Origin of the sequence: Nostoc sp., from assembly GCF_036917415.1 — a bacterium.
GTDB lineage: Bacteria > Cyanobacteriota > Cyanobacteriia > Cyanobacteriales > Nostocaceae > Nostoc.
Map to the genome: position 1 here is coordinate 13,598 of NZ_JBALDJ010000025.1, position 23,398 is coordinate 36,995.

Consider the following 23,398-nt stretch of genomic DNA (forward strand, 5'->3'; position numbering starts at 1 on the left):
TAGCCTCTTAATTTATCGGTTTTCAATCTTAGGGTTGGAAATAGATAACTATAAGTCTTTTGTAAAAATGTAAAAGATGATTAAGCGGCTAAAGCATTTTTTATGGCTAGCTATTGCCATCATTGTTGTCATTTCTTTCTCACTTGGATTAATAGGAAGATTGACGGCTCAACAGCCTTCGATTTCACATCCTCTCATTTCGCTAACCGAGGTAGAAATTAGCACAGCTGTTTCGATTATCAAAAGAGAAAAAACTTTGAGCGAAATGGCAGCTTTTCCACTTATTGCTTTACAAGAAGCAGATAAAGAAGAAGTTAGAAATTTTACACCTGGTAAAGTCTTTGGGCGAAAAGTTTTTTTGGTAATCTATGAGCGATCGCAAAACAAAACCTTTGAAGGAATTGTTGACCTGAGAAGCAAAACCTTAAGTTCTTGGAAAGAAATAACGTCTGTTCAACCTGCGATTGTCAATTCAGAATATGAACTAGCAACTCAGGTGGTTAAAGCCGATCCTCAATGGCAAAAAGCAATGCAAAGGCGGGGAATTACTGATTTTGAGCAAGTCAAAATTAGTTGGTGGGCACCAGAAATTCTTAGTCAACAGGAAGAAGCAACAGGTAATCGTCTTTGTCGCGGCTTATCTTACTACAAAGGCAAAAGCTGGAACTATTACGGTAGTCCGATTGAAGGAGTCTTAGCAACAGTCAATTTGAATACGGGTAAAATTGCTAGTTTTGTTGATAAAGGAAACGTACCTTTCTCCAAAGAAAACTGGAATTATGATGTCAAGTCATTGGGCAAATTACTGTCACCACTTAAAGCATTGAAAATCCTGCAACCTAATGGTAGAAGTTTCCAGATTAAAGACAATGAAATTAACTGGCAAGGTTGGAAGTTTCGTTATTCAATGCATCCTCGTAATGGATTAATGCTCTACCAAGTGACGCACAATGACGGGGAAAAGATTCGACCAGTTTTATACCGCGCTAGTCTCTCAGAAATGGTAGTACCTTATGGGAATCCTGAACCTACTTGGTCATTCAGAAATGCCTTTGATGTTGGGGAATACAACTTAGGTCTACTAGCAAATACGATGGAATTAGGTAAAGAAATTCCCGAAAATGGCTTGTTACTAAATGCTGTATTTGCTAATGAGCGGGGAGAACCTTATCAAATACCAGGGGTTATCGGCATCTACGAACGCGATAATGGAATGCTGTGGAAACACTATGAGTATAATACTCAGCGTAATGATGTCCGTCGCAGTCGAGAATTAGTGATGAAGATGACGGTAGCCATTGACAACTATGATTACAGCATCAATTGGATCTTTCACCAGGATGGGACTTTGGAAGTCCAAAATGAATTAACGGGTATCGTACTGGCGCAAGGAACGGCTGCCCAAAAGCAATCTGATGATGATTCTTATGGTCGGCTAATTGCTAAGAATATCTTTGGAGTAAATCACCAGCATTTTTTCAATTATCGCCTAGATTTTGATGTTGATGGTCAGGCAAATTCTGTGATGGAAATGAATGTGAAAGCTTTGCCGATGGATGAGAAAAATCCTTTAGGAAATGCGATCGCAGTTGCAGAAACTCCGCTAGCCAAAGAAACGGCTGCTATGCGCGATTTGGACATGAAAAGCAGTCGAGAATGGATGATTGTTAGTGCAGACAAAAAGAATGTTTTAGGGGCTGCACCTGGATATATGCTGATGCCTGAAGGAAATTCCATATTTTTCCCTGTGGAAGGCTCAAAAATCCGTCAACGGGCAGAATTTGCAACTCATCACCTTTGGGTAACAAAATATAAACCTACTGAACTTTATGCTGGAGGCGATTATCCGAACCAGACGAAACCCGGACAGGGTTTACCAAAATATATCTCAGACAATGAGTCTTTGCTGGGTGAAGATATCGTATTGTGGTACACAATGGGCGTAACTCATATTCCGCGATCGGAAGATTGGCCTGTGATGCCTGTTCACCGAATTGGCTTTAAGCTAGTCCCTAGAGGATTCTTTAGCCGTAATCCAGCGATAAATTTGCCAGAGTAAAATATTTGTTGGCTTAAGTTTCCTTCCTTCAGGTTTTTTGTCATGTCTAAAGGCGGTAACTTGAATGCTGATAAACTTATATAGGTCAAATACTGGCAATTTTCAAAATAGGATACCTCATGAATTTTCCAGAAATTAATATTCCCGGTGATGGAACACTGCACGCTCGTTTAATTACTTCCTTGGGTGAAATTGTAGTTCGTTTGGAAGAAGAACGAACCCCCAACACTGTCAAAAATTTTGTCGGTCTAGCAACCGGAACAATCGACTGGAAAGACCCTAAAACTGGTCAATCTGGTAAGGGAACTCCAGCTTACGATGGGGTTCGCTTTCACCGGGTCATCCCTGATTTTATGATTCAGTGTGGCGATCCTCTGAGTCGTTACCTAGATACAGCCAACCGATGGGGTACTGGTGGCCCAGGATATCAATTTGAGGATGAGTTTCATCCTGAATTGAGACACACTCGTGCAGGTATCCTGTCGATGGCTAATGCCGGACGCGGTACCAATGGTTCGCAATGGTTCATTACAGAAGCACCAACACCTCACCTTGACAACAATCACAGTGTTTTTGGTGAAGTTGTCGAAGGTTTAGATATAGTCAGCAAGATTGCTAATGTGTCTACAACTAGAGATCGTCCGAATCAAGAAGTAGTGTTAGAAAAAGTAGAAATTTTTCGGCAGTAATTAACACCTCGGTTTGTAGTAAGCACTTTAGTGTTGAAAAAATAAGGACTAAAATTCTTACTACAAACTTGCTTATCCATCGAGATTTTGCAATCCCATCGCAATCTTACTGTGTTTTTCAATTTGCCCCATGACTTGTTTTGCGCGTTGAATAACTACGGCTGGTAAACCTGCTAATCTTCCCGCTTCAATTCCATAAGACTTATCAGCACCTCCTGGTTGGACTTGGTGCAAAAAGATAATTTGGTCGGGTAATTCTTTCACTGTCACTTGATAATTAGCCACACTCGGTATAATGCTAGCCAGTTCATTTAATTCATGGTAATGCGTAGCAAAAATTGTCCGCGACCGAATATCCACTGCTATATATTCTGCTACCGCCCAAGCTATGGAAAGACCATCAAATGTCGCTGTCCCGCGACCAATTTCATCTAATAGTACCAACGACCTAGATGTGGCATGGTTGAGAATATTTGCCGTTTCATTCATCTCCACCATGAAAGTAGATTGACCAGTTGCTAAATCATCTACTGCACCAACACGGGTGAAAATGCGATCGCATATTCCCAATCTGGCAAATCTCGCTGGTACAAAACTACCAATCTGCGCCATTAACTGAATTAATCCCACCTGACGCAAATAACAACTTTTACCACTGGCGTTTGGCCCGGTAAGAATAATCAAATCGGGACTGTCATTTGTCCTTTGTCCTTGATCTTCTGCTAATGACAAATGACTAATGACTAATGACTCTTGACCCAATTGCGTTGAATTCGGTACAAAGAATCCCGCAGGTAAAGACTGTTCCACCACCGGATGACGACCATCAACAATGTTTATCTCCCTTCCTGGCAACATTTCGGGACGACAGTAACCTTGATGCACCGCCAACTCAGCCAAACCACACAACACATCCGCCGCCGCTACTGCACGAGATAAATTGCGAATTACTTCCGCCTCTTGTGCTACCTCTTCTCGCAATGCTGTAAAAATCTCATATTCCAACTGATTTAAATCATCTCGCGCTGTGAGAATTCTAGCTTCTCGTTCCTTTAAATCAGGGGTGATGTAACGTTCCTCATTGGTCAGAGTTTGCTTGCGGATGTAATTAGCGGGTACTTGGTCGGCTTTGGTGCGGGAAATACTGATGTAATAACCAAAGGTTTTGTTAAATCCTACCTTCAATGTCGAAATTCCTGTCTTAGCTCTCTCATCAACTTCCAAGTTGGCAATCCATTGCTGGTCTGCTTCTACAGTCGCCTTCCTTTCATCCAATAGGGGATTTACACTAGGGCGAATTAATCCGCCTTCCTTGATTTGGATGGGTGGTGACTCTACAAGATGTGCGTGTAACTTTTGTGCCAATTCTTCCAACACACTGGGGACTTTCTGCAAAGCTTTCAAAAAAGGAGAACGCGTCTCAACTACTAAGTTGGATAATTCCGGTAAACGTGAGAGGGAATCTGCCAAAGCTACTAAATCTCTAGCATTAGCTGTACCAGAACCCGCCCTTCCTGTGAGGCGTTCTAGATCGTAAATTTGCCTTAACAACTGCCGCAAATCTTGACGCAGGGGCGTATTTTCCATTAATTCTTGGATGGTATCAAGACGTGCCCGAATGCCTTTAATATCAAGTAGGGGTTGCAATAACCACCGCCGCAGAGCACGCCCACCCATCGCTGTACTAGTTTTATCTAACGCCCAAAGTAGGGAACCGTGAAAAGTACCATCTCGAACGGTTTGGGTAATTTCCAAGTTACGGCGGGTTTGATTGTCAACAATTAGGTAGTCGGTGACAGTGTAGCTGCGGAGTCTCTGGAGGGTGACAGGGTTTTCTTTTTGAGTATCTTCCAGGTATTCCAGAAGACCGCCAGCCGCACGAACGGCGAGGGGAAGACAATCGCAACCGAGTCCTTCGAGCGATCGCACCTTAAATTTCTGCAATAATCTCGGTCTAGCTTCTCCTTGAGAAAAGGGAAGTTGCGATCGCAAACTATAACAAAATGATGGTGGCAAACACTCCGGTAGATGTGGTGAAGTTTCTCCTGGACGCAGCAAACTGCCCAAATCGGGCGCATTTGTCGGAACTAACACCTCTGAAGGTTGCAAGCGCATTAATTCTTGTGTCAAATGTTCTAAATCGCTACCTTGAGTGGTGAGAAATTCCCCTGTAGAGATATCTGCATAGGCTAAACCCCAATGATTTGCAGCAATTACTACTGCTGCAAGGTAATTATTGCGACTGGATTTGAGCATTCCTTCTTCCAGCAAAGTGCCGGGTGTAAGAATGCGCGTTACTTCTCGTCGCACCAATCTCCCAGTAGCTTCAGAAGCATCTTCCACTTGATCGCAAATTACCACTGCGTAGCCTTTTTCTACTAGCATCGTCGCGTAGCGTTCCCAAGCGTGATGCGGAACACCAGACATCGCCACCCGTCCCTGTTCCCCAGCTTGCTTACTAGTGAGAACTAATTCTAATTCTTGCGCTAGTTTTACAGCATCTTGGAAATAGCATTCAAAGAAATCTCCTACCCGATACAGCAATACCGCGTGAGGATATTTATCCTTCGTCTCGACATAATGCAAGTACATTTGACTTAGCTTACTGCGATCCACCTGTTGATGGTCAGAAATAAAAGTACTTGCATCGGGCTTGGTAGATGGAGTTTCGGAGTGAGAGGCAGTCATAGATGCTATCGAGTTATGCACGGAAATTCCCCAAGATCCGATGATAACGTGATGTGAAAGTTGAATGGCGATCGCTCAAGGATATTTTACCTTTGCAGCAGATTGCAAGTTAATGAAGTCCAAAAACACTCCTCCCTAACCCTCTCCTTAGAAAGCAGGCTGTTTCATTCCATTTCAAACAGGATTTGTCAAGATGGTTAGCGAGAAAATTGTAAGTAAGGGTGGCGATGAAATGAATATTTAATCACTGAGATATCAGTAAAATAGTTCATTTTCTCGGCACGCTGGTAACAAAATAACCAATTTTTAATTGCTATAACCCTTGATTTTTAAAGCTCTTTGGGGAATGAAACAGCCCTGCCCTTAGAAAGGGGAGGGAACAACATTTTTTCTGTTTCCCCCCTTTCTAAGGGGGGATTAAGGGGGGTAAGTAAGTCGGCACAATAAAACCAAACTATGTGAAGAAAGATTAACTAGGCTAAAACTCTCTTCCCTCCTGCCTCCTGCCCTCTGCCTTCTGCCTTATCTCAACGATAAATTTTCCCACCCACCTACTTAATTCGACTTTTGTGTACACCGTAGCTTATAAAGGGGAGGGAATTAGATGTTTTAGTTTCCTCTTGATAATGTTATTTTGGCGATCGCATTTGTTGATTTGGCGATCGCATTTATAGATTTGGCGTTCGCATTTGCTAATTTAGCGATCGCATTTGCTGATTGCACTTATTCTCAAACAACAAATCGATATAAAAAATTGGCATTCGTTAAGCTAATAAACTGAACTAAGTAAAAAGGAGTGACGAGATTTTATCGTATTGACACCTCACCCGTCACTCCTTATAACTTGCGCGTTGATTAGCTGTTACGCATTGTTAAATTACACCAGCTTACTACTTCATTTATCCTCTAACTAAAGAGAGAGGCGGATAATTATTAAGTTAATATGTGATTTTCTATACAAATATTTTTAACTTATTAATATTTATCTTTGCGATTCTAGATATAGTAGTTCGACTATTGCTTGTTCTCAGTCGTTTTACTCTTACCCGTGCCGGGAGTATCCCAAATGTGCAAGTTTATTTTTATACGGTATTTGGACTTAAGCTGAGAATGAAATAACGAACCGCATAGACGTGGAGCGGCTGACCGCAGGCTAGGACGCATTCGGGCAGTAAGTATATCGGGCAAAGGAAAGAGGTTTGTACCAGTCCTGTGTCTTTTGGCTTGCATTGGGATGCTCCCGATTTCTAATACCATTTCTTTGTAAGGCTGCACCAAATTTTCTTTCTTCCTTTGTGTCCTTTGCGCCTTTGCGGTTCGTTCCTTATATAATTTGGCGCATTATTATACAGAATTAGTATAAGCTATTGGTGTTAGCAATAATACTTTTAAAACATCCTCTTAAAGAAGTTAGGAATTTTGTTATGATTTTTATTAATAGGCAACGTATTCAGAATCACAAATAAACTTAACTTAGATTTTATGTCTTTAGTAGTAGTTGCTTGATTCTTGTGATGGAAGTTGGGGAAACTATTATCAGTTATTCTTAGTAATAATGGAAACAATTATCATTAGCACTAAATCATTCATTGGAGGAATGACAAAGCAGGTTCAACAGTAATAGTTAGAAATTAAGGCTGAGATGTAGAGTTTTCCAACTGTGGTATCTGCTCTTTGCTAGTCATCATTTTGACTGGCTTATCAGTTTAGTCAAAAATTAGCACAATCGCTAAATGGCAGATTTGGCACTCGTATTTAGCTGAGTTTACAGAATTTTCCCACCAAAGGTAGAAGTAATACTTAGCAAAACACCGTAGAATCTATTGTAAAAAAATATCTGAGAAGCAAAAGTTATAACGAACACTTTGTAATTTGCTAGATTAAATTTACTTTGAGCATCTAGGTTGAATGCGACACGTGTCATTTAAAAGCTGGCCCATCTGTAGCGAGTGTTAAGATATAAATTATCAAAAACCTAAAATAAATGTAATTTTATAAGTTCAATTGCATAAAAATTGCAGTTTACAACCAGTTAAATTTATCACTCAATAAAATTAGGAATGCTGCAATTTTTTCAAAGATTTACCTAGTAGATTTTTTGCTCAACTTCTGCAAGCAAGTAGCGGTTATTTAAGGTGAACATAGAAAAATTTATCCAACGCACAGAAATATTGCACAAGCGTTTAGCAGATTTATACCAAACTGCTAGTATACTACCTTGGATTTCCCCCGATCTGTTGCCGGAAGCTTTTAAAGAACTCTATAACACCTCAAAGATAGTACAGTTAGCGGCAGAGGAACTTTATCAGCAAAATGAGGAACTAGTAAAAACACGGAATTGGCTAGAAGCAGAACGCCACCACTACCAAGATTTATTCGAGTTGGCGCCAGACGGCTATTTAGTGACTAATACAGAAGGAATCATCCAAGAAGCTAACCTCACCGCAGCTAAGTTGTTGAATGTTTCAAAGCATTTTTTAGTGGGCAAACCAATAGTTAACTTTGTCCTTCTAGAAGAACGTCAGCAAGTTCGTTACGAATTGATACAGCTATCGCAATCAGACAGAGTTAGAGAGTTATTGGTACGTTTGCAGCAACGTTATGGCGAGTCCTTTGATGCAGCTTTGACAGTGGCAGTTGTCCGCAATCACCAAGGTAAGGCAATCTCTCTGCGCTGGATACTGCGTAATATTACTGGGCGTCAGCACTTAGTAGTTAAGGACGACAGTGACATCTTCAACGATCGCCCCCTACATAAATATACTAAAGGAGAAACTATTGCCCTCAACCCATTAGTAATTTGGTATGTTTCTCAGGGTTTTGTCAAACTCAGTACCTACTGTGAAACGGGTGAAGAAGTGCTGATAGGATTGGCAACAGCAGGAATGGTTTTTGGTTCTAGTTTGACATCTTTAAACATTTACCAAGCAACAGCCCTCGCTGATGTTGAGTTAGTATCAATTTACACGGTAGAGGTAGCAGCTTCTCCAACACTTAGCCATACACTTTTACCAAAAATTAATCAGCGGTTACAGCAAACAGAATCTTTTTTAGTCATTTGTGGAAGACGGCGAGTACAAGATCGCTTGCACCATCTATTACAACTTTTGAAACGAGAAGTGGGTGAAACTGTACCAGAGGGAACTCGCCTAAGTGTTCGCTTTACTCACGAAGATATTGCTAGCGCCTGCTGTACCACTAGGGTAACAATTACAAGATTGATGGGTAAATTACAAGAAGAAGGTACGATCGGTTTCGACTTAAAAAAACACATTATCTTGAGAGATGTTGATTAATTAGTTCGCTATAGATTGATGACATTTTTGTTAAGCAAAGATAAGTTGCCAGCCAATCAGGAAAATTGCTATATCTGCAAAAGCATGGCTGATGTATCCAGGCCAGATTGAGCAATAATTCAAGTAGCACCATGACCAAACTGCCCCTGCTATAAACACTCCCAATGAGCATAATGTTGTTGCACGCCAGTCGAAGTAAGCTGCCAAACCAACAACGTGATGAATCGTAAAAAACAGTGCAGATAGTACTACAGCTAAAGGATTTGATACCAAAATTTCACATTTACGATAGACAAACCAACGCCAGACAAATTCCTCAAGCAAAGAGTTAATAAATATCCAATATCCTGAACCTACTAAGTAGATCGCAAAACTGTTCAATCCAACTTGCGTTGCTCGATCGCGAACATATTCAACATCTATCCATTTTGCGCCCAGCAGCCAATAAACAATCAAGATGATGCCTAGCATTAATAGCCCTAATCCAACTCCAGCTAATAAATCGCGTCTTTTAGGATATTCAACTTTTAAATCCTCTTTATCGATAAATAACAACCAGATAATGGGTAGTACCAATAACCAGATTTTAAATAATAAAGCTACTAAATGTCCTTGGAAGCCAGGGAGTATATACAGCTGAGTTGTAATACCAATGCTCGGAACTGGCACAAGTAACAACAGAGCTAGTAGTGCATTTTGATTTTGGTTAGATTTTAACATGGGAACGTTTTGTTGTATTTCGATGGTTTTAACTTTTAAACTACATCTATTTTGAAATCCATAGTTTTGATGTCAAGTTAGGGTGATTACTTGTAATAAAATCTATCAATGTAGGTTGTGTTGTAGCTTGCTTCTCCGTAGGTATATGGTAGTCAAACCCAACATTAACAAGGATAAAATGTTGGGTTTTGTTCCTCAACCCAACCTACAGATATTACAAGGGTTTAACTTAACATGATATTAAACGTAGTGGAAGCATCTCGATCCCATCTAGAAGTATCAGACATTTTGCCCACAATACTCCAAGTTTCAAAATTGATGAGGTTTACTATTACTTTTTATATTCAAACTATAAAACTTGAGTGTCATAATCAGACTTGAATAAAGTGACACTTTGTCCGTTGTCACATAAATGTCACATGAATTTAATACTAGAATTTGGATGAATTTGTGTGTAATATTTCCTCGAACGCAGCATTTTTATAATAATTTACTGTGCCGATTTACTTACACATAATTAAAATGCACAGCCTGTTGCAATGCTGTGAAGGATATGGGATTTGAAGCGGACATTAATACCCATCGTGCTAAGTATAGCTTTTCGTCAAATCCTAGTCTGATACAAACAAGGAATTCAAAATGTACACAAAATAATGTATATGTGATTGAGGGCGTATTGCTAAAATCGCAATACCTATGGCGGGCTACGCCTACGCAGCATTCAAAGCAGCTATGCACACATTTGGCACAAAAATTCTATCATTGGGCTACATCTTAGCACTGGATTTAGGTACGACAGGCAACCGCGCCTTTGTATTTAACGCAGACGGCAAGATTGTTGGACAGGCATATAAAGAATTAACTCAGTATTATCCTCAGTCAGGATGGTTAGAACATGACCCTCAACAAATCTGGCAGGATACTTGTTGGGTGATGAAAACTGCAATTGAGAATGCCCAGATTGCACCATCAGCGATCGCAGCTTTGGGACTAACTGTACAGCGCGAAACCTGTTTGATTTGGGACAAAACTACAGGTAAACCACTCCATAGAGCGATCGTCTGGCAAGATCGCCGCACTGCTCCTCTTTGCCATCAATTACAAGAGCAAGGCTACGCTGAAGAAATTTACGATCGCACCGGATTAATCATTGATGCCTATTTTTCTGCTACTAAACTCAGATGGCTATTAGACAATTTTACAGATGTTGACCTGAATAATGTCTTAGCAGGTACTATTGATACCTGGGTGCTGTGGAACCTCACAGGTGGAAAAGTTCATGCTACTGACCACAGCAATGCTAGCCGTACAATGTTGATGAATCTCAAAACCTGTGAGTGGGATGAGAATTTACTGGATCTATTTCAGATTCCGGCTGATATTTTGCCCCAGATTCAGCCGAGTTTAGGAGTATTTGGAGTCACTGATGCTACTTTGTTGGGCGCTGAAATTCCCATTACTGCCATCTTGGGGGATCAGCAAGCTGCTCTATTTGGTCATGGCTGCGATCGCCCCGGCTTGATAAAATGTACTTACGGTACTGGTAGCTTTTTAGTTGCTCATACAGGCGATCAAATTGTGCGGTCGCACCATCAACTTATTTCCACTGTTGCATGGACACAAGCAAATTCCGGGGATACTTTAGATGTCGGCTATGCCTTAGAAGGCAGTATGTTTACTAGTGGGGCTTGTATCCAATGGTTGCGCGATCGCCTGAAGCTGATAAAAACTGCTGCTGAAACTGAAGCGATGGCCAATCAGGTAAAAGATAATGGCGGAGTCTATTTTGTGCCTGCATTTAGTGGACTGGGCGCCCCCTACTGGGATATGAGCGCCAGGGGAGCTTTTTTCGGCATTACCGCCAGTGTACAACCAGAGCATCTAGTTCGCGCTGTCTTGGAAGCGATCGCTTATCAAGTTCTGGAGGTGGTGCAGGCGATAAATGCATCTACCAGTACTCCAGTTGGGCGATTAACTGTAGATGGTGGTGCTTGCGAGAATAATTTTTTGATGCAGTTTCAAGCTGATGTGTTAGGTATTCCAGTTGAACGAAAGGTAATGCGCGATACGACCGTTCAGGGTGCAGCATTTGCGGCAGGTTTAGCTGTAGGATTTTGGGAGAGCTATGAAGCACTGGTGGAACAACGGCAAATTGAGCGTGTGTTTGAGCCGAAGAGTGATTTCCCCTTGTCCAACTTTGGTACTTGGCAAAAGGCAGTGAAACGTACTTTGGCTTGGGAGGAGTAGTCGATCCAAAAACGAGTTAAAGGAAAATTCATATCCTCAAAGGGGAAAGTCTATGGAACAAACACTATTACAGTCAAGCAAATTGATGGAGTATTGATTTATCATGCCCTACAGTCAATTCAATATTGACCGAGTGAAACAAGATTTTCATCTAAATACTGTCGAAGGAGTCCGCTTCTTCCCAGACTTGATTGAACCCATTACTCCAAGTTTCAGACTGCAAGGTATTTTAGAGGATTTACCGTGGGCGATTGCAGTAGATACAGAAAAAGCTCGTTCAGAGGCGATAATTAATCCTATATTGCTGGAAGTGCGACGCATCTTCAATTCCACAATTAGTGTATTTTCAGGAGAAGAGTTTAACGTTGATGCGAGTATTGGACTCAACGGTGTATGTGACTTTCTACTTTGCCGTTCGCCTGAACAATTAACGGTGGAAGCACCTGCAATTGTCATTGTTGAAGCAAAAAAATCAGATTTAAAATCTGGATTAGGACAATGCATTGCAGAAATGGTAGCTGCACAGCGATTCAATCAAGCCAGAGAACAAACCTTAACAGCAGTTTACGGTACTGTAAGCAGTGGAACCCTATGGCGATTTCTGAAACTAGAGGGGCAAACAGTCACAATTGATTTAATGGATTATTCTCTTCCTCCTATCGAACTAATTCTGAGCTTTTTGGTGTGGATGGTGAAAGCAGGTTAATTTCATTCCAAAATTGATCGTTAAAATAACTTAGGACTTACGCAAAAACCCTCTCAAACTCTCATTTCTCTGTTTCCTCTGCGTCCTCTGTGGTTCGTTTTCCGTTACCTATGCGTAAGTCCTATAACTCTTACTTTGTCAAAATATCACTCCCATATAATAAAAAGCGCATGACTACTAAACCGAAGATTTTCATTGATGGGGAATCAGGAACCACAGGCTTACAAATTTACTCACGCCTGAACCAACGTGATGATATCGAGTTAGTTAGCATTGAAGCATCTAAGCGTAAAGATGCAACTGAGCGAACCAAACTAATCAATGCAGTTGATGTTATCATTCTCTGCCTGCCTGATGATGCAGCCCGCGAAGCTGTTAGCTTAGTCAGTAATACTAGGGTTAAGATCCTTGATGCTAGTACTGCCCATCGCACAGCTAAAGACTGGGTATATGGCTTCCCTGAACTAAATCCAGGACAGCGAGAGAAAATCGCCAGCGCCCAGTTTGTCAGCAATCCGGGCTGTTATCCCACAGGATTTTTAGCTTGTATCCGTCCGTTGATTGCCAAAGGACTGTTGAATAGTAACTTTCCGATCACCGTTAATGCAGTGTCAGGTTACTCTGGTGGTGGCAAGAATCTCATTAAACAATATGATACCTTCCACGAACAGCAAGCCGGCGGAGAGTCGCTCTACCCTTATGGTATCTACGGTTTGCAGTTTGGGCATAAGCATGTCAAGGAAATGCATCAGTATTCGGGGTTAGCATCACCGCCGCTGTTCGTACCAGCAGTGGGAGATTTTGAGCAGGGGATGCTAGTACAGATACCTTTGCCACTTGGGACTTTGGATAATCCACCATCAGGTAAGATTATTCATCAAGCGATCGCTGATTACTACCAAAGTGAAAAGTTCGTGCAGGTTGCTCCATTCCAAGATTCTACTCTGCTGAGAGACGGAACATTTCTGGATGCGATGTCTACGACGGGCTACGCCTACGCACTGAACGATACTAATATTGTTCAGGTTTTTGTATTTGCCAATGATACTACCAAAGAAGTCTTGCTAGTTGCTCGTCTTGACAACTTGGGTAAGGGCGCATCAGGAGCCGCAGTCCAAAACCTAAACATCATGCTCGGTTTTCCAGAAGAGTTGGGATTGTCATGAAAGAGAGACGCAATTAATCGCGTCTCTGGGGGTGGGGAGAAGTTGCAGCAAATTTTCCTCTCTGCCCCAATGCCCATTATCTTGATTTTTCTTTCAGTTCCTCAAGCAATTGAATTACATTATGCTCAAATGCTTTGTTTCGTTCTTGAACTGATTCAATTAACGGTTTATCAAAAAAATTAATGACATACTTACTGAACTGAATACCTAAAGGTATTAAATGTCCACCTGCTAAAGTTTTCCGAAAATCTTTAGGTGGCTTTTGCAGAATATTAGTAAACCATTCACAGGTTGATTTAGCAATATTGTCTGATTTGAAACAGACTAAACCCATGATATTAAATAGCCCACTATCCTTGATTAAATGCTGGGTTTCTTCAACAGTTGGTTTCACGCCCCAACCAAGATTATCGATGAGATCCGCTAAAAATTGAGGACGAATTGCGCTCCCTGTGTCAGCAATAGCAGGTGCTAATAGGATAGAAACTTGCCCTTTAATGAAGACACTGTTAATGTTGATATTCTTATGCACATAAGTATAAATTAATTTTTTAATTTCATCCCTTTTTCGCGTTAGTTCATCAAAGAGAATGTTAATATCTGCAATAACACTTTCTATCTGTGACTCATCGGAAGTTTTAGATAGTAGGTTCCGAATAGACTGCTCTCTATCTTGAGGCTCTGGAGGTAGAGCAGTAAATCCTTCTAATAAGGAGATGTATTTACAGCCAAGGCTATGTCCAATCCAAGAAAAGTTTTTATCATCTAGATAGGCTTCATAGTCGTATCCCTTAACAGTTGCCATCCTCACAAGCTCTGGCAGAATTTCATACTGCTCTCTCATGAGAAAACCAGCTTCTACATAATGGTTAAAAGTAAAATTAAACGGCAAAAGAATAATTGTATATCCCTGCTCAAATAGAGATTGAAGCAGATAACGATAAAAAAGCATGGGGCCAAATGTACCAAAGAAAGCCCCGGCAATAAATTGAATTACCCCTTTAGGCTTTGGATGTAGAGCAACCCAACTGTGAGAAACTGGTTTAAATCTCAGTTTTAGATTCATATTTACCATGACTTATTTGTAGGTATATGCTGAATCTCCAAACTGAAGTTGCTGCTTTTCGGATTATTCAAAGAGATATTTTTACCAAACTGCGATGCTTCGCTGAACAAGCTGCGATCGCCTCGTTACCGAACAGCTGGAACTCTCCTAATGGCGTTAATTCCACTAGTTAGCGTGTGCTTAAAGCTATTTTACCTTAGCGCGGAAACGGACAAAACCATAAGAATTAGCTGGTGCGCCCGATCCAGTGGCTGCGGGTAGATTGGGAAAACTTGGGACTGTAATATTGACCACTACTGCTCCATTGGTGTTAGTACCGCAGTATGATGGTGTGGCTGAGTCGTTAGCTGTATAAAAACGCCCGCGATCGCTATCTCCTACATTAGTGAGATAAAGCGTAGGTGTAGTAGAACCAATAGCTAGGGCAATTCCTTGATCCGCTCCTGGTAAGCCACCATCACTAGGAGTCATACTATTAAAAGCAGTAGGAATAAAACTAACATTAGTCGGAACTAAGTCACAGAATTTTACATTAGTTGCATTACCAAGACCATTGGAAAGAAAATATATAGTGTATTCCAATTCATCTCCCGGTTTGACAGTGCCAGCATTAATTAATCCTCGCAAGTAACCAACAGGCCATTTAGGATCGCTATCATTAGTAGCATAAGGTTCTGGTACATAGTTACTGGCATTAGTAGCAACGTCACTGCGACCATCCACAATATCAGTTAAATCTTGGTTATTGAGACGGGTAATGCGTTTAATTAACAGCAATTTAGGATTAGAATTAATAATATTTAATACTGTAAATAAAGTGGGGTCATCATCTGCCGTACTGGCAGGATTATTGCCAATATTTACACCATTGTCAGCAATTTGCAAGAACGAATTACCGAGAGTAGGTGGATTATTAGTAGCACCAGCAGAGTCTGCATCTGTGAACACTGTACCAACAGTTCCTGTAGGATTGTCAGGTGTGTTAAAAGTAGCATTGGCTTGGTTACTAATTGGATTACCGCCATTGGCATTATTAATTGTGGCAGTAATTTTAATGGTAATCGTATCACCTACACGGAGAATTCCAGAATTTGTTACAGCAACAACACTAGCACCGTTGTAACTGGGATTGAGTGTAATGTTATTCCCTGAAGTTGCAGCAGTAATTGCTGCACTTACAAAAGTTAACTGGGAAGGTAATGAGTCGTTAATGACAAAGTTAATTGCATTGCTATTACCTGGATTTAGGTTGGAATAAGTGATAGTATATTCGATGCGATCGCCTACAGTCACTGTTCCACTACTATCATTGTCTGCAAGAAAGCGAACAGATTTGATTCCTGTAACATTTGCTTGAGTGTTAGTAGTAATTACTAAGGGAGTATTGATTGCTTGACTTGGGAAATATGTCCAAGTATCTATTCCCTTATAGTCACCATAATTACTACTAAATTCATGCTCTCCTGACACACTATTGATCCCTCTAGCAGCATTACGCGGGCTAGTAGCTCCCGTACCATCTAAGTTAATCGCTGTACCATTAGCACTAGTATAGTTACTGTCATTGTAATAAATGGTAGTCGAGTTAATCTGCTGTCCATTTTGATCTACAAGGTTAGGAAAAGCAGCAGGAGGGTTTTCCATTGTGATTTTAAACCCCAACGGATTATTTTCGGCATCCAACATCGGAAAGTGATATTCACCCGACCGTGTTGTGATTATGGCATTGTATGGTAAGTTTCCTGGTCGAGGTAGGAGATTTGTCCCACTTGCATCCTTTCCATTCCAAAGCACCACATTTGAGCCGAGAGATAGCACATTTTGTAGTACTCTATCGTTACTAGGGTCATAAATGCCATCAGTGTTGGTGTCAATAATTATTTGATAGCTACCAGATGAACTGGCATTGAAGCTAAAATTTCCTCCCACACCTACAGAAGTTTGGTTGCCACTACCTCCATTACCCCCAGTAAATTTGAACGAAGTCGGTACTATCGGAATATTCGCTGCAATCGGAATACTCAAAGCATTGAGAGTTGCCGTGTCGGGTCGATTGAAGAAAACTAGGTGGGTAATGTCTGTTGATGTATCAGTAACATTCGGACTTTGAACTTTTACATTGCCATAAAAGTTGAGTGTACTGTTTGCGTCTGCTGGGGAATTGATAGAGTGATAAAGTGTAGAACCGTTACTATCAATATATCCCCGGCTATTAGCAAAAAAGATGAAGCCAAAAGGATCGACTCCATTCATGTCAGTTTCGTAACGATACCCATCTTTGGTTTGAATATAAAGCTTAGAGTTGAGTGCTACCGGAGTACCACCACTGGCATTTGCCCCCATATTCATAGCGATATAGTTGGTAAATACCCGCCCTTTTTTGGTAACACCATTACTATCTCGAACTGTGATATCCCAAGCAGCTACCCCTGAAAGTTGAGTACCATTTGTAGGAAATGCCGCCGTTATAGTTCTTGGGGGCGGATTGCCTGTAGTACCACTTTTATCAGGAGAATGAAATTCAACTTCGTAAATACCTGTTTCTGTAGCGATAAAATAACAAGGGGTATAGCCATTGGTATTAGGTAAAGGGCCGGCCGTTTCTTTGGCAACAGTGTTAATCCAACCAAAACCAGAATTTAGAACATCACAAGAGCCATTTTGACTACCAAAGGGACTGCGGTAAACAATATCTTGTGGGTCTGAAAAGCTAGTATTCACACTAGAGCCAAGATTAACTGTTTCTCCTTGTTGAACATAAACTTTAAGTGTGGTTTTCCGAATAATACCTGCCGCTGTTAAATCTGACCATTCCAGGTAGGGTCTATATCCACCATCAGAAACTAACTCTTTGCTGCCTTCAGCCAAGCTAGGTTGGATACTATTGCCGAAAATACATAAAAAAAAGCCCAAGCTACTGAGCCATAGTTTTTGGCGGCTAATTGTTAATGGCTTTTTCATAGTTTTTTTTACTGAGTTGTCCACAGTCAGAGAAAATCTCTCATTCTCATCAATATTTACTGTGGCGATCGCTCTTAATTTTTTAAATAAAGATTTCATCATTTAATCCCAAGAAAAATACATAACACATAAGTAATAATATTGAGTTTATAAATATATAAGTACCAGAATGAAAATTGAAACGTTTTTGCACTAGATTCAAAGCGGATAACAATCGTTACGACAATAGTATTCCCACGAGGAAAGGTTAAATTCGTACATAGAGGTTACAATGAACGTCTCTACATCAAATAACCGTTTTATGTTTCACGCTTTCGCATCCCCCTCATTGCAGCTTTGAGTTTACCTACCAAAGTTTTCATCGCTGATTCCTGTGGCTGGCGTGCTACAGGTTTTTGTTGTCCAAAGCCGTCAAACAATTCATTGAGCTTAACCGTAAAACCCAAATACGCCCCACCTGCGGAACGTGTTCCTGAAAAATCTCGGTCATCAACTTTACCAAACACATAACCAGCCGAAACGCGCAGGTTAGGCGTGAGGTAGTAGCCTGTTTCAACAACAAAGCCTGTCTCATTGTAGCTAGACTGACTAATTACACGAGCTTCACCCACCAAATCCCAGCTATATCCTAAACGATAGGTAGCGCGTACTTGGGCCAGATTTACTGTGCTAGTACCGGCTAAATCACTAGCTATGTAAGAGGTACTATTACGCAACGCATACTTCCCGTAGAATTCCCATTGCCAGTTAGGAGCGTAAATCGCTTCTAAAGCAAAGGTATGGTCTTGAGAACCCGTACCACTTCCTAACAGGATGGTGTCAGGGATGGTTGATGGATTTTGGCGATATTCATAACGTAATAAAGCATTAAATTTATCGTTATTGGGATCGCGGTAGGCTAAACCCAGCTTCAGGTTAGCAGTATCTCCCAATCCTGAAAGCTTTTGATTGGAAGAACCAGCTTGTTGATAACGTACCAAAGCGGTGAGAGCCGGAGAAATTTTACCCGCAGCACCTGCGGTAATTACTGTATTATTACCACCAGAAGAGGAACGATGTTCGTAACGGACGCTAGCTTGAAACTGCGGATTATCACTGTATTCTAGACCCACACTGTAGCTATCACCCCCATCAAATCCGATCGCAGATGCAGCTTGACCAAAGGCGTAGGGTTGAGCATATTGTTGACCCGCCAAAGTGCGTCCGAAGAAGTTGCCAAATACGTGTTCGTAAGCAACGTTCAGCCGCAATCCAGAAGCAATAGTCCAACGGTTATTTATACCAATTGCTCCTTGGGTGGTCATTTCGTTAGCACCACCCAAAATTGAGTAACGACCAGTCAAGGTAGTATCCGATCCGAGTTTGTGTTCACCGTTGACACTCAAGCTAGTAATGGAATTACCCGAATATTGACCGCTAGTGTAAAACTGTTGGGCCAGACTAACGCTGACACCAGGAATTACTGCCCAATTCAACCCGAAAATGCTACGGTCTGGGTAAATAGCATCTTTTTGGGAAGATAAGCTGAGTTCATTTTGGGCTTGAAAAGTCAAGTTTTTAGCTAGAGGAACTGAAAAACGCGATCGCAGTTGATCGGAATTACTACTTAGGGTACTGTCGGGGATGCGGTCTTCCAGTTGACGATGAATCAAATCTAAATCAATAGTGGCGCTACCCAGACGTTGTTGAATCCCAGCAGAAATCGTCGTCAGTGAATTATCTACCTTGCTACCAGGTATCGCCTCATAACGCGGTGCAAACAGTTCTTCAAAGGTATCTAGGGGTTGGGGAGCAATCCCAAAATTGTCTTCGTGGTCGTATTGCGCTCTGACGTTGGTAGTCGAAGTGAGTTTAGCTGTAACCTGCGCTCCATAACGGGTTTGTCCTGGGACGAAGCTGATAGTGGCATTATTAGCAAAACCCGTATCAGCAAAGCGATAATAGGCACGACCTTGAATCCCATTAGCAATCTTTCCTTCAGCTTCTAAACGGTAGGCATCACCTCTGATTTTTCCCACCACATCAGAATCATTCGTGGAATGGGCATATTCTGCGATTAACTTACCATTGTCACCTAAAGCAATCAGGGCATCTGCACCATAGAGTTGAAAGTCGCGCACCCCATGATTTTCTTGAACGTAAGTTGCTCCTATCCAACTTTCGGAGTTCAATTTGCGGGAAAGATTATATTGAAAACGACCAGCATAGATGCTTCCGTCAGAGTCTTCGCTGTCATATTGATAGCTAACAACAATCCGACGTACCAACACTTGTCCGGTTTGATCGATATCGGTGCGAAGAATCGGTTCGCGGAATAATAAAGTACCGCGATCGTAGTCGATTTCGTAGTCTGGGCCTCGGTTAAGCTGTTTGCGTTTTAATACAGTCCCAGGACGATTGAGTTCTTCTAACTCGATAAAGACATTTTCACTACCGGCTTGTAATAATCTGCGAGAGAGGAAGTAATAACCACTAGTACCATCAGGAGCAATAGTATCCCGTTGAAACCCCTCTAAGTGGTCGCCATAGAAACCTGTAATTTGTAGGTTTCCTAAATTGTAGTTAGCTTTAAAACCGTGGAGTTGACGGGTGATAGAAGTAAATTGCTGCGATCGCCGTGCAAATTCTTCTGTGTTATAGTCACCCCACATAGCATAATCAGGATCGGAGCCAGGGGTACGAGCTGAACGCTCAAAACGCAAAAATACACTGTCAATGGAAGGAGCGACTACATCAACTTTCGAGCTATCGCCGTAGACAGGATAGTTTTGCTCGCTGAATTGGTAAGTTCTAAACAGGCGATTATCGCAGTTGCAATCTTCATTGAGGCTACGAGAACTGTTGTATGCGCCTGTAAACAACCATTCTCCGATCGCACCAGTGGCAAATATCGCTGAATGGAAATCTAATTGAGTTCCGTTGTTTTTGTCAGGAGGGAGGAAATCACGGAAACTGCCGTAATAATTTGTACCTCTAGCGCCCAAACGTAAATCTATTACCCCTGTCACTAAACTCGGACGCAGTGCTGTTTCAAATTGGAGTTGAGTGAAGGCTTCTAAATCATTTGCGATCGCGCGAATTGTCACAGTTTCCGCTTTCAGTTGCGATCGTAACGTCGCTGTAAATTGTCCCCCTTTCGCCTCCACTTGAAATCCGGGTTCATCGGGTTTGAAGTCTTTCCCAATCAACTCCCCAGCAGAGGGTATCAGGGTGACAACAGCATCACGATTCGAGCGATTGCCATTTGCATCGATGAGTTGACCCCTGATTGTAGCCGTAGAACGTCCATCTGCTGGGATACGAGACTCGACTGTTTCTAAAGTTAATTGCTGCGGCGCTCCTCGAACTGCAACTTGCACTGTTACGGGGGGTTCTGTTCCTCCAATAATTTGTGCAGAGATGGTGTTTGCACCTTCTTTTAACGAGACACCATACCATGTCTGCGTTACTAAGTTGGTGGTAGCATCAGTTTCCGTCCGTCCCACTAAAGAAGGGTCTACCAACGCCCCATTTACCCGCAATTCCACTTGACTACCAGCAGGAAACTGCACAATCAGCGTGCTAGCTTGTACATCTACAACACTATCAGCCGTCGGAGTCAGGATTTTGATTGTTGTAGAGATAGGGACAGTGGGGGACACAGGAAGATTTTTATTCACTTCTTGTTCCCGCATCTCCGTGTTCCCTTGTCCTGCAATTTTGTGTAAGCCTCTAGGCAAATCTACAGAAGTTGCTGGCTGAAATGGTTGTATTTCCGTTGGAGAAGCATGAAACAGTGTTTCAGTATTTTTGCGTCCATCATTCTTGTCCTCTATTCCTGCTATTTTGCCTAAGTCTCTGGGCAAATCAGCAGAAGTTTCTGGTTGAAATGGTTGTATTTCTGTTTCACTTAGCTTGACATTTGGAATTGAAGTATCAAGAGCCGATGTTGAAGAAGTTGAGGCAAATTCGAGAGATGGAGAATGCTGCTCGGAACTTCCCAAAAGATGGGTAGAATTCAAAGCCTCTCCCCTTTTAGGGGAGAGGCTTGGAGAGAGGTTTTCCAAATCCCGTGAAAAGTCAGAATCTTTAACACTCTTTTCTGGTTGCGAAGGTGAATCAGGGAAAAGGAGTTTTTCACTAGTGATTTCTGCTTTGACAATTGTCGGGTACAAAACAAGGCAGAGAGCTACTGGCATCGCCCCCATCATTTTCAGGTTAAATGTAGTTACATGCAGTCTGGTTTTCATTTCTTGACTGGCTCCTGAAATGTGGGGGTGACAGCGAAGTTCATGCGTACTAAGCCACCAGGCTCTAAATGCACCAACCGAGATTGGCTATTTCGTTCGCGGAATTTTTCGTTACGAGCTAGGGTGTAACCGGGTACACTAATAAGGTCTAGTACACCTGTGTGGTATCCAGGTAAGGCATTAGCTAAGGAAAACAAACCATTCGGATCTGTAGTGATGCGGTTTCCGTCCTCCAGGAAAATCACCGCATTGGGTACTCCAGGCTCACCAGTCTGTTGTTCCCCGTCAAAGTTTTTATCAACAAACACGCGACCGATAATCGTGCCACAGTCAGAAACGATTCCTGGACGAATTTTCAATTGGTGGGTTGCAGGACCATCCTTAGTACTAAAACGGTTATCAGCTCGTTGAGCATTAACGATCGCAGTGTTACGACCAGTACCACGCAATGCATCGGCTGTTAATTGAGCAGCGTAGGCAATATTCAAAACTTTCTCTGTGGGAACTGTGACGTCTGTGCGGAATGTCACTGTGTTACCATTGCGTTCTGAGGCGATCGTGACTGGTTGACCATCTAGCTCTCCCCGTACAGATTTCGGCAAAAACTGAAATCCTAAAGGTAGGTCGTCGGTGACAAATATATTACTCAAACCAGCATCAGCGAGATTTTTTACCGACAGGCGATAGATTACCGTATCTCCAGGTTCAGCAGTAGCGCGATCGCCTGTTTTGATAATCTGCAACTGATTGGCTTGGCACAAATTTGTGGTGAATTCAAAGGCTAATAAATTCAGTCCAACAACTTCTGCGTTAGGAACTAAAACAACTGTTTGCTCTACCCTGGTTTCACCTGTGGTACTAATTGGTTGACCATCCAGAGAACTAGCGACATATCGCACGACATTATTACCTTGTGTGCCAGTGCTACCAAGGATTTCAATCTTGATGCGCCGTTGTTTGTAGATAGAATTTGGTGGTGGATTAACTACAAAAATGTAAGTTCTACCTGGATCGGTTTGACCCTTCTTCGGATCGAGTAGGAAATTGTAGACACCCGCAGGGTTATTCGTAACGAAGTAGGGGTTACTATTCTCGGTATTTGGCGATTTACCGCCAGGAACGTTGTTATTAGAAATATCTGGCAATTCTGTTCTAGTCAAAGAAACCAAGCTGCCCAATTCTGTGCCTGTTGGATCGCTAGAGTTCGGTTCGTATACCCCAACTGAAAAACCTGTATAGTCAGATAAAATAGTGCCAGCACAACCTAAAATTCGCCCTAATGGATCAACTAATCGGCTAAAAGTAAGATTAAGCTGACTAGAACTTCCTTGATATTGATAATTACTGGCAGAATCTGTATAAGTATAAGTAGCTTGATTTATTAATGGCAAAGATGCAGCCAGATTATTAGTCTGCTGCGCGATCGCTGGTATAGAAATAGTAGTATGCAAAAAACTTCCCAGAAGAACAGTAGCTGTTAACCGTCGCCACCAGCTACTGCTAGAAGTAATTTGCTTTTGGTTTTGAGGACGGCTCACCGAACACATCTCCTCTGAAATGTCAAGTTTGTT

At 41.7% G+C, this 23,398-nt stretch carries 13 protein-coding genes; 7 read left to right on the forward strand and 6 right to left on the reverse strand.

Annotated elements, in window-relative coordinates; genetic code table 11:
- Nucleotides 1-76: 76 nt before the first annotated feature.
- Entirely contained in the window at nt 77-2,059 is a 1,983-nt protein-coding gene (locus tag V7K41_RS03335) for a primary-amine oxidase (protein WP_334845719.1), read from the forward strand.
- A gap of 119 nt (nt 2,060-2,178) precedes the next feature.
- Nucleotides 2,179-2,748: a peptidylprolyl isomerase gene (locus tag V7K41_RS03340; RefSeq protein WP_334845720.1), complete on the forward strand. Its 570-nt coding sequence runs from the start codon at nt 2,179-2,181 to the stop codon at nt 2,746-2,748.
- Between the two features lie 72 nt (nt 2,749-2,820).
- Here the strand turns inward: V7K41_RS03340 and mutS are convergent, their stop codons facing one another.
- Nucleotides 2,821-5,436, reverse strand: a complete 2,616-nt coding sequence (gene mutS / locus V7K41_RS03345) for a DNA mismatch repair protein MutS (protein ID WP_334845721.1) — start codon at nt 5,434-5,436, stop codon at nt 2,821-2,823.
- A 2,135-nt stretch (nt 5,437-7,571) separates the two neighbouring features.
- Here mutS and V7K41_RS03350 point away from each other — a divergent pair.
- A complete protein-coding gene (locus tag V7K41_RS03350; protein ID WP_334845722.1) occupies nt 7,572-8,732 on the forward strand; it encodes a PAS domain-containing protein in 1,161 nt (386 codons plus the stop codon).
- A 30-nt stretch (nt 8,733-8,762) separates the two neighbouring features.
- Here the strand turns inward: V7K41_RS03350 and V7K41_RS03355 are convergent, their stop codons facing one another.
- Nucleotides 8,763-9,452 (reverse strand): CPBP family intramembrane glutamic endopeptidase, encoded by a 690-nt coding sequence (locus tag V7K41_RS03355; protein ID WP_334845723.1) that lies wholly within the window; start codon nt 9,450-9,452, stop codon nt 8,763-8,765.
- Nucleotides 9,453-10,184: 732 nt separating this feature from the next.
- Here V7K41_RS03355 and glpK point away from each other — a divergent pair.
- From glpK to argC, 3 genes are all read left to right on the forward strand, one after another.
- Entirely contained in the window at nt 10,185-11,699 is a 1,515-nt protein-coding gene (gene glpK, locus V7K41_RS03360; RefSeq protein ID WP_334845959.1) for a glycerol kinase GlpK, read from the forward strand.
- Between the two features lie 103 nt (nt 11,700-11,802).
- Nucleotides 11,803-12,405, forward strand: a complete 603-nt coding sequence (locus V7K41_RS03365; protein ID WP_334845724.1) for a hypothetical protein — start codon at nt 11,803-11,805, stop codon at nt 12,403-12,405.
- Between the two features lie 170 nt (nt 12,406-12,575).
- Nucleotides 12,576-13,571: an N-acetyl-gamma-glutamyl-phosphate reductase gene (argC, locus tag V7K41_RS03370; RefSeq protein ID WP_334845725.1), complete on the forward strand. Its 996-nt coding sequence runs from the start codon at nt 12,576-12,578 to the stop codon at nt 13,569-13,571.
- A 76-nt stretch (nt 13,572-13,647) separates the two neighbouring features.
- Here argC and V7K41_RS03375 read toward each other — a convergent pair whose 3' ends face one another.
- Nucleotides 13,648-14,637 carry a DUF1350 family protein gene (locus V7K41_RS03375; RefSeq protein ID WP_442943125.1) on the reverse strand — a complete coding sequence of 330 codons (990 nt, stop codon included), beginning with the start codon at nt 14,635-14,637 and terminating at the stop codon, nt 13,648-13,650.
- Between the two features lie 26 nt (nt 14,638-14,663).
- On the opposite strand from V7K41_RS03375, the gene V7K41_RS03380 reads away from it, so the two are divergent.
- Nucleotides 14,664-14,810: a hypothetical protein gene (locus V7K41_RS03380; protein WP_334845727.1), complete on the forward strand. Its 147-nt coding sequence runs from the start codon at nt 14,664-14,666 to the stop codon at nt 14,808-14,810.
- Nucleotides 14,811-14,823: 13 nt separating this feature from the next.
- Here the strand turns inward: V7K41_RS03380 and V7K41_RS03385 are convergent, their stop codons facing one another.
- The 3 genes from V7K41_RS03385 to V7K41_RS03395 form a co-directional block, all read right to left on the reverse strand.
- Nucleotides 14,824-17,700 carry an isopeptide-forming domain-containing fimbrial protein gene (locus V7K41_RS03385; RefSeq protein WP_334845728.1) on the reverse strand — a complete coding sequence of 959 codons (2,877 nt, stop codon included), beginning with the start codon at nt 17,698-17,700 and terminating at the stop codon, nt 14,824-14,826.
- Between the two features lie 197 nt (nt 17,701-17,897).
- Nucleotides 17,898-21,827, reverse strand: coding sequence for a TonB-dependent receptor (locus V7K41_RS03390; RefSeq protein WP_334845729.1), 3,930 nt, complete (start codon nt 21,825-21,827; stop codon nt 17,898-17,900).
- Nucleotides 21,824-23,374 (reverse strand): hypothetical protein, encoded by a 1,551-nt coding sequence (locus tag V7K41_RS03395; protein WP_334845730.1) that lies wholly within the window; start codon nt 23,372-23,374, stop codon nt 21,824-21,826. Before V7K41_RS03395 ends, V7K41_RS03390 begins: the two co-directional genes overlap by 4 nt.
- Between the last annotated feature and the right edge of the window lie 24 nt (nt 23,375-23,398).

What these genes read in the sequence shown, in the direction of transcription:
- V7K41_RS03335 (WP_334845719.1), top strand. Translation starts at nt 77, where the DNA reads ATGATTAAGCGGCTAAAGCATTTTTTATGGCTAGCTATTGCCATCATT.
- V7K41_RS03340 (WP_334845720.1), top strand. Translation starts at nt 2,179, where the DNA reads ATGAATTTTCCAGAAATTAATATTCCCGGTGATGGAACACTGCACGCT.
- mutS (WP_334845721.1), bottom strand. Translation starts at nt 5,436, where the DNA reads ATGACTGCCTCTCACTCCGAAACTCCATCTACCAAGCCCGATGCAAGT.
- V7K41_RS03355 (WP_334845723.1), bottom strand. Translation starts at nt 9,452, where the DNA reads ATGTTAAAATCTAACCAAAATCAAAATGCACTACTAGCTCTGTTGTTA.
- glpK (WP_334845959.1), top strand. Translation starts at nt 10,185, where the DNA reads ATGCACACATTTGGCACAAAAATTCTATCATTGGGCTACATCTTAGCA.
- V7K41_RS03365 (WP_334845724.1), top strand. Translation starts at nt 11,803, where the DNA reads ATGCCCTACAGTCAATTCAATATTGACCGAGTGAAACAAGATTTTCAT.
- argC (WP_334845725.1), top strand. Translation starts at nt 12,576, where the DNA reads ATGACTACTAAACCGAAGATTTTCATTGATGGGGAATCAGGAACCACA.
- V7K41_RS03375 (WP_442943125.1), bottom strand. Translation starts at nt 14,637, where the DNA reads ATGAATCTAAAACTGAGATTTAAACCAGTTTCTCACAGTTGGGTTGCT.
- V7K41_RS03380 (WP_334845727.1), top strand. Translation starts at nt 14,664, where the DNA reads ATGCTGAATCTCCAAACTGAAGTTGCTGCTTTTCGGATTATTCAAAGA.
- V7K41_RS03385 (WP_334845728.1), bottom strand. Translation starts at nt 17,700, where the DNA reads ATGATGAAATCTTTATTTAAAAAATTAAGAGCGATCGCCACAGTAAAT.
- V7K41_RS03390 (WP_334845729.1), bottom strand. Translation starts at nt 21,827, where the DNA reads ATGAAAACCAGACTGCATGTAACTACATTTAACCTGAAAATGATGGGG.
- V7K41_RS03395 (WP_334845730.1), bottom strand. Translation starts at nt 23,374, where the DNA reads ATGTGTTCGGTGAGCCGTCCTCAAAACCAAAAGCAAATTACTTCTAGC.